Here is a 14,393-nt window from a genome sequence, read left to right on the forward strand (position 1 = left end):
TTCACCTCGCTTGCAAGTTCAAATGTAGGGAATTGTAGATTCCAGTTGCGGCTTTGCATAACCCGCCCAATTTTTTTCTTACTAATAGTTATGATACATGATCTTTAACCATACAGTCAAACGTTATGCTTTGGTGGCTGCGAAGCTTCGTTTCTATATCTATGTACTCATGGGACATGATTATGTACTTAAGTGCAAGAAAAAGACGTATGACTTTATTCCCAGAAATATTTTTCAATTTTGCTGAAAATACTCTTGTCAACTTTCCTGTCTTCTGCTTATAATGGCATTAAGAGTTTCACGATATGTGAAGAAACTTAACATGAGAGGGAGTGGGGTATATGAGAAAGAAATGGTTGGTTTCGGTGTTAATAATGCTTACTTTATTGGCTTTCCCGGTCAGCGCATTTGCAGCTGCGGAGGGGCCGACTAACATCGAACTTCAAAGCGGTCTGAACTCAGCCTTTACGTTTCTGGCTGTTGTGCTGGTTTTCCTGATGCAAGGGGGATTTGCTTTACTTGAAGCGGGTTCAACTCGAATGAAAAACGCAGGACACATTGCGGGTAAAACAATCCTGACATTGGGGATTTCGGTTATTGCCTTCTGGGCTCTTGGCTTCGGTCTTGGTTTCGGTAATGGTAACAGTTTCTTCGGAACAACCGGATTTTTCCTGAGTGGGGATGCAATGGCTGCTTCGTTCGAATCACTGGCCTTCTCTGATGTTCCGTTAACCATTAAATTTGTATTCCACCTTGCATTTGCAGCGGTATCCCTGGCTATTGCCTGCGGTGGTATGGCAGAACGCGCAAAGATGAGTGTATATATCGTTTTCGGTACGCTGTATACCATTATCATGTATCCGGTTGTTGCTCACTGGGTATGGGGCGGCGGCTGGTTGGCTGAGCTTGGTATGCAAGACTTTGCAGGTTCGACGGTTGTCCACTTGACGGGTGCGACTGCCGCGCTGGTAGCTACGATTCTGTTGAAGCCGCGTATCGGCAAATATAACAAAGATGGTAAACCTAACATCATCCCAGGTCATAACCAAGTGTACTCTGTACTCGGTGTCATTATCCTTTGGATCGGTTGGTTCGGTTTCAACCCAGGTAGTACATTATCTGCCATGGGTGATGGATTCTTCGGTTATGTAGCATTGACTACAAACGTAGCTGCGGCTGCTGGTGGTGTGGCTGCACTGTTGATCTCATGGGCTGTATTGGGTAAATCCGATATTCCTAGCATGCTGAACGGGGTGCTTGCGGCACTCGTTGCCATCACAGGTGCTTGTGCATTCGTTGAACCGTGGGCAGCACTGGTTATTGGTGCTCTGGCAGGTATTATTACATTCTTCACTGCTCAATTCTTTGAACGCAAAGGAATTGACGATCCAATCTACGCCTTCTCTGTACACGGTATTGCCGGTATGTGGGGAGCGATCTCCACGGGTTTGTTCGCAACACCAGAACTTGCTGAGAATGCAGGTGTAGGTCAAGCGGGATTGTTCTACGGTGGCGGTTTCCACCAACTGGGCGTTCAGCTTCTGGGTCTGGCAGGCGCATTTGCCTTCGTTCTGATCATGTCCTTCATTATTCTGGGTGGTATGAAAGCTATCATGGGAATCCGTGTAACGGAAGAAGAAGAAACGATGGGGCTGGATTTAAGTGAGCATGGTACTTACGGGTACCCTGAACAAATGAAAAATGTAGAAACTAAATCCAATGGCGGTACGTTCAGCTCCTAAGAGGAATGATTGCTGAATCATGCTTCAAGGAGGCTGGACATGATGGAACCCATCCCGTATATAAATCAATCCTGGTCCTATCAGGGAATAGATGGTGCGGCATCTTCTCAAGAACTGCGTCAGGCGCGTGTGATATTGCAGAATGAGCTCCAGGAACTGTTGTCCGCTTCCTTGTCGCCGATCGAATGGTACCAGACGGTAAATGAACTGCATGACCGGGTTGCTCGGCGAGCAGTAGAGTTATGCATCCAGGGGATGGTAGAGGAAGGCCTAGGCCAACCTCCCGTCCCCTATGCCTTTATCGTTTTTGGCAGTTCCGGCAGGCAGGAAGCGACGTTATGGAGTGATCAGGATAATGGCATGATTATCAGCGATGCCCCGGATGAGGGGAAAGAGGTATATTTTGCCGAACTCGGACTTCGAATGACCGATATGCTGGAGGAGCTTGGCTACGCCAAATGTGAAGGCAAAGTGATGTGTTCGGAGCCTTTATGGAGGAAAACACTGGAATCCTGGAAGGAACAATTGAAAGCATGGGGATCGGACCTGTCCTGGGAGCCGGTTCGCAATCTGATTATCGCTTCAGACATGCGTTTTGTTGCGGGTGAGCCAGAGCTTGCGGAGGAATGGATATCTGCATTTTATGAAGGGTTCAGATCGGTTCCTGAGCTTTCCGATGCCGTGCTGCGCAATACCGTTAAACACAAGGCGACACTGAACATTCTTGGAAGGGTGGTAACGGAACGATTCGGTGAACATGCAGGTGGATTTGATGTGAAGTACGGCTTGTATATTCCGCTGGTGAATAGTGCACGTTTTCTGGCTTTGCAGCATGGCATCAAAGAAACGTCCACGCTCAAACGAATTCAGAGGTTGGTATCACTCGAAGCAGTTCCGCTTACTTTGCTGGATGCAGCTCAGCGTGCATTTATGACGGCTTTGAAGCTGCGCCGCAGTACACCCATTGTGATGAAACAAGGGTTGCAGCATAGCGGTGGTTTTCTGAATGAGAAACAGTTGAAGGAAAAACAAATGCTTTATGAACTCCGGGATACGTTAGGGTTGGTGCGGCGAGTACATCGTGCGCTGCAAAGACAACTTCGTTTTGCAGAAAGGAGACGTCCATGAGAGAGCCGGCAAGGGGCAATACAGGATTCTGGAATTCGCTGCGCCAGGGAGGGGTTCCTTCCGCCATCGCTTCCATAATGGGAGCCCCAACGGCGCAACATATGGCGTTTATCCGTTCGATGATGAGAGAACAGCGCAGACCCGAGGCGCTTCACACGCCTTTAAACGAATTGAATGCTGTCGTATTTGATCTGGAAACGACGGGCTTCTCTCCCCAGCATGGGGATGAGATCCTTTCCTTTGGGGCGGTGCGTATTAATGGTGGTGTGATGCTGGAGAATGAGCAGTTCTACACATTGGTTCAGTCCAAAGTCTCTGTTCCGGAACACATTACGGAACTGACGGGAATTACACAGCAAATGACGATGGATGCTCCGTCGCTCCTGGAAGGTCTGCATGACTTCATGTCTTTTGTTGGCGGAAGTGTACTGGTTGCCCATGCAAGCGCGCATGATCGGGCTTTTCTGAATGCGGCCTTGTGGCGGACATCCAAAGTAAGGCTAACGCACCGGCTCATCGATACGATGATGCTGGCGCGTTGGCTTGAACCGAGCAGACCGGGCTATGGTCTGGATGAATTGCTGGAATCCAAAGGCATTCCGATCTACGGACGGCACCATGCTTTGGAGGACGCAAAAATGACTGCACAGTTATGGTCCTGTTATCTGGAGGATATGTCTCACAAAAATGTAGAAACATTGGGTGACCTGTACACCCAGTTAAGTCACGCTTAGCCGGGCGGGCTGTAAGCTGTATGATTGGCCAGGACTCATTCCAATGCTTGAATCAACATTTGAATGAATTTGATAACCATTTAGAAGCATCTTTGATGGTGTATCAGCCGTAAGATCAGGCGCGCCTATAAAATAGACCTGGAGTAGTCCAGCGAAAAGTGGTAGGTTGCGCAGATCCTCATTGGAAGGAATGGGCGTGGTTCGAGGGTGGGAGTGAAAGAGCCCGATAAGTTGTGGCTCATTGAACACACATCGGATCCATTCTGCATCTTCCAATGCGAAATGGTGCAGCGGGTCAGGCGCTACGTTACGAATGGGCTGAAACCGACTGATTCGTATGCCGCCCGCTGCGGCTTCACCCAGCACAACCCCGCAGGCTTCCTGCGGCAGCGAAGCGAACATGTACTTAGACATCTCCTGCTCTACGGAGGAAGGGATGTAGAAGGTGTTTTGCTGCTCGTGAAGTGCTGCCATTTGTATTCACCCCTCTCTCTTTGGCTCCTGCTTCGGCAGGAGTCCTTTTTTATTTTATTTTGTGTGACCCGGATTGTAAAATTTTAAAGGAAAAGGGTACAATATGAGAGAGAGCTTGAAATATCTCACATGTTAGAAGAACGTGAATCTCAATAGGTTTGATTATACAAAAGGGTGGCTGGTCATGAAACGAAATATATACATACTGCTGGGTGTTGTTTTGCTGGTGGGCATTGCTTTGGCTCAAAATGCAGACAACGGAATCGCAGCCGTGTTTAAACAAGAGGAGCCGATGCCCACGGAGACGGGGCCGAAAGCAGGTTTACTGGCACCAGCATTCTCTTTGAAAGCCATGGATGGGAAAACCTACGCTGTAGGTGGAGCCAAGGAAAAGGCCATCTTCGTCAGTTTCTGGGCATCCTGGTGTGAACCGTGCAAGCAGGAAGCTCCTGCGCTCAATACATTGGCAGCAAAATACAAGGACAAACTGGATCTGTACGGTGTGAACGTAACCACGTACGATAAAATCAGGGATGCCAAAGCTTTTGTAGATAAATACAAACTGACGTTCCCTATTTTGCTTGATGAAGACGGAACAGCATATGCCAAATATAACGGTTTAGCTTTTCCGACGAATGTATTGATTGATTCCCGAGGTGTCGTTCAGGAAATTATCTTGGGGATTTTGCCTGAGAAAGAGCTGGAGCGCAAAATTAAGGAGTTAATTGCGGATTAACCAAGCAAAAAGCTATCATGCAAGAAGCTAGCCAAGCGAAAAGCAAAAGCGCCTGTCTTCCAAAGTTTTTTGGAGAGAGGCGCTTCTTTTATTTTCCGGGAAATATGCATTAATGGTTGCTTAGACCGTGAGCAGGGATGTTGACTACGCCAGGCTCGTCCTGCAATTTTTCCTGAAGAAGGGCATAACGGAAGCTGTGTACGAGGGCTTCCCAGCTCGCTTCAATCACGTTCTCGGATACACCGACGGTATTCCACGTGTTTTCTGTGTTTTTGGATTCAATTAATACACGAACCTTTGCGGCAGTAGCATCTTTTTCATCCAGAACACGTACTTTATAGTCGGACAGATGCATGTTGGCAAGGGAAGGGAAGTACTGCACAAGTGCTTTCCGAAGCGCGTTATCCAGTGCATTGACCGGACCATTGCCTTCCGCTGCGGTATACGCACTTGTTCCGCCTACGTTAAGTTTAACAAAGGCTTCCGAAACAACAGACTTGCCAGCCACTTTTTCAACAAGCATCTTGAACGATTCAAAGGTAAACAATTCTTTCATGTCACCGTTGGCTTCACGGATCAACAGTTCAAGAGAGGCATCGGCACCTTCGAACTGATAGCCCTGATGTTCCAGATCTTTGATTTTCTCAATGATCTGACGTGAGTTGGCACTGCTTGGGTCGAACTCAAGACCCAGTTCCTGCGCCTTGGACACAATGTTGCTTTGTCCTGCCAGTTCGGAGACGAGCACACGCTGTTTGTTACCAACCAACTCAGGAACGATGTGCTCGTAGGTCCGGGAATCACGCAATATGGCAGAGACGTGAATACCGCCCTTGTGAGCGAAAGCCGCATTTCCGACATAAGGCTGGTTGATTGGCATATTTACATTGGCAATCTCGCTGACATAACGGGCAACATTCGTGAGCTGTCTCATCGAATCCTCAGAAACGCACTCATATCCAAGCTTCAGTTGCAGGTTAGGGATAATCGAAGCCAGATTGGCGTTGCCACATCGCTCTCCATACCCGTTCATTGTACCTTGGACCTGTCTGGCACCAGCTTGTACTGCGCTTAAGGTGTTGGCTACAGCAAGTTCACAGTCATTATGTGTATGAATGCCCAGATGGGCTTGAGGAAGTCGTCCAGCGAGAGTGGACACGATCTCGTACACCTCATGCGGCATCGTTCCACCGTTGGTGTCACACATCACAAGCCAGTCCGCTCCAGCTTCATGGGCTTTGGTCAACACAGCCTGTGCATACTCCGGATTGTGCTTGAATCCGTCAAAGAAATGCTCTGCATCAAAGATGACTTCCATACCATTTTGTTTCAGATAGGCAATGGAGTCGTAGATCATGGACAGGTTTTCTTCCAAAGTGGTTTGCAAAGCTGTGTGTACGTGGAAATCCCACGACTTGCCTACCAGAGTCGCTGCCTGAGCACCGGATTCGATCATGCGCTTCAAGTTGGCGTCTTCACTGGCGATGCTGCCTTTACGACGTGTACTGCCAAAAGCGACAACCTTCGCGTTCAGGTTCAGTTCCTTGACTCTTTTGAAAAACTCAATGTCCTTGGTATTGCTGCCTGGAATTCCGCCTTCAATATAATGAGCACCCAGGTCATCAAGCTTCTTGGCAATTTTGAGCTTGTCATCTGCCGATAAGCTGACTCCCTCCCCTTGTGTGCCGTCACGTAAAGTCGTATCGAAGATGGAGATGGCCTTTGACATGAAGATCCTCCTTTAAGATGAAGCGCTTTTTTTAGAAAGTTTAATGGTGTGTTTAAAAAAACATATTAGAATGTTGGTGACGAATCCTTCGATTCTGTACCGCTACACTGTATTAAATTCAAAGTGTAGATTTGTCCTAAAATCGTGAATTTGTATAATTAATTATTATAGCACCATTATCGCCAAATGCTACATCGAATTCACCATTTGGTGTAACAAATGATGGATTGTAGAGTTAAGTGAGCTGTAAACGTTATCTTGTAATATGTTATGCTTCATCTAAATACAAGTATTCCAGGATTAATTATGGATTCAAATCTTGTCTTTATAAATGGAGGGAAATGAATGAACTTTGTTTGGGAGAATATAGTTATTTCAATCATTATAATCGCTATTATCGTCGTTGCCGTGTGGGGTATCATTCGATCGATCGTTAAATCTCTCCGAAAATAAGGGGATATAAATGATTTTTACATAAGGGATTTTGATATAATAGAGTAGAGAGTGCATTTAACGGAATTGTGTATACGAAAGGGCGGTGGTGGATCATGTCTTCAGACGAGACGCATAACAACATAAATGTAGATCGATATTATCCTGCCGCCGGACGAGTGATTTTGCATGTCGATATGAATGCTTTTTATTGCTCAGTACACGAAGCCGAGGAACCGGAATTATATAGAGGAAAAGCGACGGCCGTTGCGGGCAGCAGTGAAGTGCGCAAAGGTGTCATAGTCACTTGTTCGTACACGGCACGACGCAGGGGCATTTCCACAGGCATGGTCGTTCATCAAGCATTAAAGAAGTGTCCTGATTTAATTGTGATTCGTCCGGATTTTCATTTATATCGTAGGTATTCGAAAGAATTCATGAAAATAGCTTACAGTTATACACCACTGCTTGAAGCGACCTCAATCGATGAGTGTTACCTCGATATTACGGGGTCCAGACAGTTCGGTACACCGCTGGAAATTGCGGAAAGTATTCAGACTAGGATCCGGGATGAGCTGGGGATGCCCTGTTCGATCGGAATTGCACCCAACAAGCTGCTTGCCAAGATGGCCTCTGATTTGAAAAAGCCGAATGGCATTTCGATTTTGCGGATGAGAGATGTACCTCAGATTTTATGGCATAGACCTTGTAACGAGATGTTTGGGATCGGCAAAAAGACAGCGGAAAAGCTGAAGAAACTAGGTATTGAAACGATAGGACAGCTGGCCAAATCAGACGAGCGGATGTTAACCGATGTGTTTGGAATTAATGGCTCTTGGTTAAAAAATTCAGCAAACGGCATTAATCATTCGGAAGTTCAGGCTGAACGTGAAGCGAACAAATCGATTGGGCACACAACAACGTTACCTGCGGATATATCTGAACCGGATGATGTGCATCGGGTGTTGCTTAATATAAGTGACCAGGTTGCCAGACGGTTGCGCAAGCACGAAATGCTCAGTCAGGGCATTCAGATTACGATTCGTACACCGGATATGAAGACAATAACGAGATCACGGATGATGGAAGTGCCTACTGAAGATGCATCGATCATATACCGGGAGGCCTGTGCTTTATTTGCAAAACATTGGGGCGGCGGGAAGCCTGTTCGTATGTTGGGTGTGACCCTACAAACGCTGATTCCGCGTGAGGAGTCGGCGATACAGCTTGACCTCTTTGAATATGAGCAGAAGCCGAAGAAGGAAAACCTGATTCGCATTATGGATCAGTTACGTGACAAATTTGGCGAAAATGCTGTCGTTACTGCTGGCATGCTGGGGGATGATCCTTCCGTATTACTGCGCAATCATAAAGTCCGAGGAACGTCGCTGCAAAAAGATAATTTGCAAAGTCTCGATTAAATAGGGCATAATGGAGTCTTGAGGCTGTGAAAATGATTTGTAATAACTCTTACTTTGTATTAATATGTTTCTAGATAAAAATACTGTACGTTTTTGAATAATAGGAGGAGAGATTGGTAATGAGTAAATATACTTGGGTAGAAAAAGATACATGTATTGCGTGCGGAGCATGCGGAGCAACGGCGCCAGACATTTATGACTATGATGATGAAGGTTTGGCAGAAGTAATCTTTGATGGAGATGCCAACCAAGGGATCAAAGCAATTCCGGATGACTTGTTCGACGACATGCAGGACGCTTGCGACGGCTGCCCTACAGACTCCATTAAAGTTGCGGATGAACCTTTCAACAAAGAAGGTTAATTCCTTTCATATGAACATACAAAAGCACATTCTTCTGTCTTTGGGACAGTGGGGTGTGTTTTTTTGTCGAATGTTAAGGCTTAGATCCGGGTACTCAAGTCCTATGGATTTCTTGTCATCATTTGCCGATATATATAGAAACGGAAAAAGGCGAAATGATGGAGGATCGGATGCAGAATACTCACCTACGAACATATGTAAAGAAACATCCAGATAATAAAATGGCCTGGTATTTACTCGGTAAGGAATATTTGGGAGAAGGGCAGGAGGCCAAGGCGAACTATTGTTTTCAACAGGCGGGTGAAGTCTACGAGGCTTTTGAGCGGAGTAAAGCACCGGCCGATATATGGGTGGATTATCAGGAGAAGCTGGTTGAAATGGCTGAGCAAAAGGAGAAAAAACATCGTGTTCGCAAGATGTGGCTCACCCTGCTGATGCTGCTTGTACTGGCAGGATTACCACCTGCGGATGCTCCTGGTTTCAATCGGGATGCTGCCGAGGCGTTGGCTTCAGCGTTGGAATCGACGGACAATCCCATGGATAGCGAATCAGGAAATAAACCGATGGAAGACTTGGCTCTTGTTGCGAACTCCAATGTGTTTACAGCTGGAGCATTCGGTGGAGGTGCCAAGGGTGAGGCTGCACTTGCAGCTGCATGGTCAGGCTCTGGTGCGAAAGTGCAAACATCGGCTGTGCTTGGAATGCAGGTCGCGGGGAAATGGACATTATGGAAGCGCAATATGGCGGTGAAATACATCGTTCAGACGAACAGCAGTGGCAAATTAACGGCACAGAGTTATGATGCCAAACAGTGTAACTGTGAACCACCAGAAGTATCACCGGAGATCAAGCGGCTGGCACAGGCCTGGACAGCCAAACAGGAAGCCGCGGCAGCTCTGTCAAGTGCAATGATTACATATAAGAAACAAAACGGAAGCTGGCCGAAAAGTGTGGCGCAACTAGCTCAGCCGTTTCCAAATAATATTCTGGGCGAGACTGCACCTGGCATGACGCGGATGTTTCCTGCACTACTAGCCATGCATCAGCAAGGGCGATTGGGAAAAGGAAAGAACACAGATAAGAGAACAGGTGAAGCGCCAGATTCACAACAAGGTAAAAACGCTGCATTTGTGGATACGCTAGGCGGAAAGCCTTTTTTGCAGGATCGGCTTGAGATTATCGTGGACAAGAGCAGGCATAAGCTTGCACTGATTAGTGGTGACACCATTATTCGGAATTACGAGGTGGGACTTGGGGGAGATCGTACTCCAGAGGGTTCGTTTGTCATTTCAGACAAAGTTGTTAATCCAAATGGTCGGTCTAACGGCGAATTTGGAAGTAGGGGCATGCAGCTATCGGACACCAATTATGCCATCCATGGGACCAACGAGCCAAACAGTATCGGGCTGGATGAATCCCTTGGATGTGTGAGAATGAGTACTGAAGATGTGGAAGAGCTATTTGCTCTTGCTCCTCAGGGAACTCCGGTACGCATCGGGAAAGATCTGCTGCCAGAGACAGCTGTGGTTCCAGAAGCGAAGGATCGCTACCGATACACACTTGTTCCCAAGCAAAATAATCCTAATAAGACGTATCATTGGTTGAATTAAACGATAAACCAAGTGATTCACACCAAAGAAAACGTAAAATCCATGCTGGATTGGTATGTAGATGCAGAAACAGTCGGTTGAAGCATTTACAGGTTGGCGATAATAATAAGCGCACCAATGATAATGATCAGTCCACCGACGCTGGCTGCTGTCCAGATAATGGCTTTCCGGTTGACCTCTTCTTTCTTTTGCTGCAAAGTAGGTGGTTTGCGTTTGGGAGCCATGGGCTGTTCCTCCTTCATGGAATAAGGCTATATCGATGTAGCCATGCTCCCATTGTAAAGAATTCAACTCGCCATTTCCAGTAGGCGGGTGGATTTCTTGTGAGCATTTTGCATCATACGATTGCTGTTGCTAGTGGGGGAATGCAAAATGCTTGTGTCTGTGCTCAAACTACTTTCCTTTTGAAGAAGAAACGGATAGACTTGTGTATAGAGTGTTTTTTTACATATGAAAAAGACGGAAAGCAGTTTTTTCAGCGTACCGGACCAGAACGGAGTGAGTGATTTGTTATACAGAAGTCTTGCTAAACCCTTGTTGTTCAAAATGGACCCTGAGCAGGCCCATCATCTAATTATCGGCGGTCTCAGCGGAATGGGGAGTATTCGCCCGGTTCCTTCCGGTTTGCGTGTCATGTATGGCGTGCGTGAAACATCGGATCTGGCTGTGGACATGTTTGGATGTCATTTCCCTACACCTGTAGGACTTGCGGCTGGTTTGGACAAAAACGGACAGGCTGTAACGGGCTTTTCTTCCATCGGGTTTGGCTTCATGGAAGTGGGCACAGTCACACCACTTGCACAGCCAGGGAACGACCAGCCGCGGTTATTCCGCCTGCCTCCCGATGAGGCATTGGTAAACCGGATGGGCTTCAATAACCTCGGAGCCGAAGCGATGGCGGGGGAATTGGCACGCCTCACGGAGCGCCGAATTCCAGTGGCCGTAAATATAGGTAAAAATAAGGCAACACCAAATGAAGAAGCACATTTGGATTATGCAAAATGCATTCGGGCGCTGTACGATTATGCGGACCTGTTTGTGGTGAATATCAGTTCACCAAATACACCGGATTTGCGTAATCTGCAACATGGGAATGAACTGAAGGAATTGCTTGCCGCTGTCATGAATGAGATGGAGACACAGCGCAAGAGAGCGGGCGGTTCCGTTAAATCGGTGCTGGTCAAAATTGCACCTGATGTGAATGACCAGGAGCTTGAATATATGGTGAGTACCATTGCTGATAGTGGAGTTGCCGGAATCATCGCAACGAATACAACGATCAGCCGTGAAGGTCTGTCCCATCAGCATGCCAAAGAGACTGGTGGACTAAGTGGCAAGCCGCTGCGTGACCGTTCCACGGAAATCATTCGCCAAATCTATCGCCAGACAGAAGGCAAACTGCCAATCATCGGATCGGGGGGCATTTTCACAAGCGAAGATGCTTACGAAAAGATTAAAGCAGGGGCCAACCTGGTGGAAATATATACGGCATTGATCTATGAAGGACCTGAAGTGAATCGGCGCATTCATGCCGGACTGCGTGAATTGCTGCGCAAAGACGGTTACAGTCATATTTCAGAAGCTGTCGGTGCAGAGCATCGTTAAGCAATGTTTCGGAGTTCCCCGGATTGAAAATAGAAGCGTGGAAGAGGGTAATGTCGTACGGGACTCTTCCCCCCGCTTAACATCATGTATAATGGATAAGAACAGGGGAAGCTATAGAGACAGGAGGCATAAGCATGGACGGTAGAGACTGGGGTACATTTTTACTTCCTTATGAACAAGCGGTAGAGGAATTGAAGGTTAAGTTTAAAACGATGCGGGCGGAGCTTAAGAAAAGGGAAGAATACGCCCCGATCGAATTCGTTACCGGTCGTGTCAAAAAAATATCCAGCATTCTGGAGAAATCCAGACGCCTGAATGTGCCGCTTGATCAGGTGGAAACAGGCATTGAGGATATTGCAGGTATCCGCATTATGTGCCAGTTTGTGGATGATATTCGGCGGGTAGCCGAGTATATTCGTGGTCGTAAGGATTTGACGGTATTAATCGAGAAAGATTATATCACCAATTTTAAAGAGAGCGGCTACCGCAGTTTTCATATGATTATCGAATATCCTGTTCAGACGGCTCTGGGACAGAAGAATGTGCTGGCCGAGATTCAGATCCGGACGCTGGCGATGAACTTCTGGGCCACGATCGAGCACTCCCTGAGTTACAAGTTCCGGGAGAGTCTGCCGGATGATATGCGCGCCAGATTGAAAAAGACGGCTGAAGCCGCTTTTGTACTCGATAATGAGATGTCGGCGATCCGTTTGCAAATTCTGGAGGCGCAAAAGGCCTTTGAGGATGACTCCAATATCGTATCAAGAACGCTGAACATCATACATCAATTGTATTTCTACCACCTCGTGAACGAAGCGATCGAGGCACAAAAGCGCTTCAATGACTGCTGGGAGCGTCATGATATGGAAGGGTTGAAAGACCTGCTGGATGATGTGAAAGCACTTCTGAACGCGGCCAGAAAGGGCGAAAACCCGGATGAGCAGCTATGAGCCGCTGTATGTTGATTATCTAATCTACTTCAACCGTGATCAGGACTACTTTGAATGCCATGAGGTATTGGAAGAGCTGTGGCTTGAACGGGATCGGGATTCCATGTATAAAGGGTTGCTGCAGATTGCAGTGGGGCTGTATCATTTCAGGAATAATAACCTTCGCGGAGGACGCATGATGTTACAGAGTTCGGTAGATCTGTTAAAGTCATATCCGGAAACTTCGCGAGGCATTGCCCTTGGGCCATTGGTGCAGGAAGTACAGGAGCTGGTTCATGGACTTTCCGGTCCTGAGCCGCAGAATTTTCCTTACAGAGACTTGCATATTCAGATTCTGGATGAGGTACTTATGCAGGAGGTTCGAGAACGAGCTCTTGAACTGAAGCCTAATATTCCCCAACGGCGAAGCCCTACACGTGGACGAATCTATGAAGAGAAGATGAAGGCAATGCAGCAGGAGCAGAGCTTGGAGAGCGAGTGAGCTGGTAATGGAAAGTCATCATTCACTTCATTCATTAACATATTGTCTGACATATGATCTATAAAAAAACACCCCGACCGTTCCTCTAGAGGAATTGGCCGGGGTGTTCGATATTAAAGGATATTATTAAAGTTAGGAATGATTCCAGAGCATGTCCATGCAAAGGACAAAAACATCCAAGCGGGTCCATCGCATCCACGAAGGGATATGTGTTTAGCTTGCCGATGGAGTGGCACTGCCTTTATATTTCTCGAAAAATTGCTTGTAGTCATCCAGCGTATAACCGTTGTCACTGCCATTTTCCTGCAGCCCGCCAACCATACGGTCTTTCTCAACACCATCCTGATAGTATACCAGAGTTGGTGTGTACTCAATGTTATAATCGGTCCAACCGGAATCGAATTCGCGCAGATTGAACTGAGGCAGTTGAATACCTTCTTTATTGACCAGTGGCATCAACTGAGGTGTTGTCGCACGGCAGTGTGAGCAGTCGGAAGCAAAGAAATAGACAAAGAAGCTGTCTTTGTTATCAATTCTGGCTTTCAGATCAGCTGGTAAAATAATCTGTTGGTAGTTCGGATCGTCCAGCAGTTCGCGTGTTGCGGGATTAAGCTTGGAGGCGGCGATGCCATAAGCATTCCCCACGGCGTCCATTTGTTTCTTGGATTGCTGGTTCACCAGGACAAGTGCTGCAATCAATACGACGAAAATACCCAGGAAAATAAGGATCGCAGCGCTTTTCTTTTTCTTCTTGGATTTCATTAAGACATCCCCCATCGATCATATCGAAATATAGTTTTGGCAAAAATACAGGATGGGATAATATGCATAAACACCCGAATTTTTGCACATCCATCAATCTACTTGCCATTATACTACATTACACGCTGTAGTGGAATATATATGGTGCATGAAGCAATAGGAAAGCCATGCCCGGATATGATAACATAGGACTAGTTGCAATTTTAACAAGACAGGATGAGTGGGAT

General features: G+C 46.8%; 14 protein-coding genes. 10 read left to right on the top strand and 4 right to left on the bottom strand.

Going from position 1 to position 14,393, the window contains the following annotated elements; all coding sequences use genetic code 11:
• Positions 1-341 precede the first annotated feature (341 nt).
• The 3 genes from MKY42_RS10835 to MKY42_RS10845 are packed head-to-tail and all read left to right on the top strand — an operon-like array spanning position 342 to position 3,604.
• On the top strand, positions 342-1,742 hold the full coding sequence (locus MKY42_RS10835) for an ammonium transporter (protein ID WP_090895611.1): 1,401 nt from the start codon (positions 342-344) through the stop codon (positions 1,740-1,742).
• Between the two features lie 42 nt (positions 1,743-1,784).
• Positions 1,785-2,870: a DUF294 nucleotidyltransferase-like domain-containing protein gene (locus MKY42_RS10840; RefSeq protein ID WP_090895613.1), complete on the top strand. Its 1,086-nt coding sequence runs from the start codon at positions 1,785-1,787 to the stop codon at positions 2,868-2,870.
• The gene (locus MKY42_RS10845; protein ID WP_090895616.1) at positions 2,867-3,604 is read left to right on the top strand and encodes an exonuclease domain-containing protein; all 738 of its coding nucleotides are present in this window, start codon (positions 2,867-2,869) and stop codon (positions 3,602-3,604) included. The genes MKY42_RS10840 and MKY42_RS10845 overlap by 4 nt, the downstream gene beginning before the upstream one ends.
• Here the strand turns inward: MKY42_RS10845 and MKY42_RS10850 are convergent.
• Complete coding sequence (locus tag MKY42_RS10850; protein WP_090895618.1) at positions 3,590-4,078, bottom strand: Mov34/MPN/PAD-1 family protein; 489 nt, start codon at positions 4,076-4,078, stop codon at positions 3,590-3,592. The two genes, MKY42_RS10845 and MKY42_RS10850, sit on opposite strands and share 15 nt — an antisense overlap.
• Positions 4,079-4,262: 184 nt before the next feature.
• Between MKY42_RS10850 and MKY42_RS10855 the strand changes: the two genes are divergently transcribed.
• Positions 4,263-4,814: a TlpA disulfide reductase family protein gene (locus tag MKY42_RS10855; RefSeq protein WP_090895621.1), complete on the top strand. Its 552-nt coding sequence runs from the start codon at positions 4,263-4,265 to the stop codon at positions 4,812-4,814.
• Between the two features lie 109 nt (positions 4,815-4,923).
• On the opposite strand, the gene cimA is transcribed toward MKY42_RS10855, so the two are convergent.
• Positions 4,924-6,543: a citramalate synthase gene (cimA, locus tag MKY42_RS10860; RefSeq protein ID WP_339850903.1), complete on the bottom strand. Its 1,620-nt coding sequence runs from the start codon at positions 6,541-6,543 to the stop codon at positions 4,924-4,926.
• A gap of 548 nt (positions 6,544-7,091) precedes the next feature.
• Here cimA and MKY42_RS10865 point away from each other — a divergent pair.
• From MKY42_RS10865 to MKY42_RS10875, 3 genes are all read left to right on the top strand, one after another.
• The gene (locus MKY42_RS10865) at positions 7,092-8,396 is read left to right on the top strand and encodes a DNA polymerase IV (RefSeq protein ID WP_339850906.1); all 1,305 of its coding nucleotides are present in this window, start codon (positions 7,092-7,094) and stop codon (positions 8,394-8,396) included.
• A gap of 119 nt (positions 8,397-8,515) precedes the next feature.
• Complete coding sequence (locus tag MKY42_RS10870) at positions 8,516-8,758, top strand: ferredoxin (RefSeq protein ID WP_062322102.1); 243 nt, start codon at positions 8,516-8,518, stop codon at positions 8,756-8,758.
• 170 nt (positions 8,759-8,928) lie between these two features.
• Positions 8,929-10,368, top strand: a complete 1,440-nt coding sequence (locus MKY42_RS10875) for a L,D-transpeptidase (protein WP_339850909.1) — start codon at positions 8,929-8,931, stop codon at positions 10,366-10,368.
• 86 nt (positions 10,369-10,454) lie between these two features.
• On the opposite strand, the gene MKY42_RS10880 is transcribed toward MKY42_RS10875, so the two are convergent.
• Complete coding sequence (locus tag MKY42_RS10880; RefSeq protein ID WP_167434889.1) at positions 10,455-10,592, bottom strand: hypothetical protein; 138 nt, start codon at positions 10,590-10,592, stop codon at positions 10,455-10,457.
• A gap of 283 nt (positions 10,593-10,875) precedes the next feature.
• On the opposite strand from MKY42_RS10880, the gene MKY42_RS10885 reads away from it, so the two are divergent.
• The 3 genes from MKY42_RS10885 to MKY42_RS10895 all read left to right on the top strand — a co-directional run bounded on the left by MKY42_RS10885 (position 10,876) and on the right by MKY42_RS10895 (position 13,404).
• On the top strand, positions 10,876-11,973 hold the full coding sequence (locus MKY42_RS10885) for a quinone-dependent dihydroorotate dehydrogenase (protein WP_339852845.1): 1,098 nt from the start codon (positions 10,876-10,878) through the stop codon (positions 11,971-11,973).
• Positions 11,974-12,107: 134 nt separating this feature from the next.
• The gene (locus tag MKY42_RS10890) at positions 12,108-12,923 is read left to right on the top strand and encodes a GTP pyrophosphokinase family protein (protein WP_053783647.1); all 816 of its coding nucleotides are present in this window, start codon (positions 12,108-12,110) and stop codon (positions 12,921-12,923) included.
• Positions 12,910-13,404 (top strand): DUF309 domain-containing protein, encoded by a 495-nt coding sequence (locus tag MKY42_RS10895; RefSeq protein WP_110002283.1) that lies wholly within the window; start codon positions 12,910-12,912, stop codon positions 13,402-13,404. The genes MKY42_RS10890 and MKY42_RS10895 overlap by 14 nt, the downstream gene beginning before the upstream one ends.
• 213 nt (positions 13,405-13,617) lie before the next feature.
• On the opposite strand, the gene MKY42_RS10900 is transcribed toward MKY42_RS10895, so the two are convergent.
• Positions 13,618-14,166, bottom strand: a complete 549-nt coding sequence (locus tag MKY42_RS10900; protein ID WP_339850913.1) for a thioredoxin family protein — start codon at positions 14,164-14,166, stop codon at positions 13,618-13,620.
• Positions 14,167-14,393 lie beyond the last annotated feature (227 nt).

The sequence above is a fragment of the Paenibacillus sp. FSL W7-1088 genome, from assembly GCF_037969855.1.
Taxonomy (GTDB): domain Bacteria; phylum Bacillota; class Bacilli; order Paenibacillales; family Paenibacillaceae; genus Paenibacillus.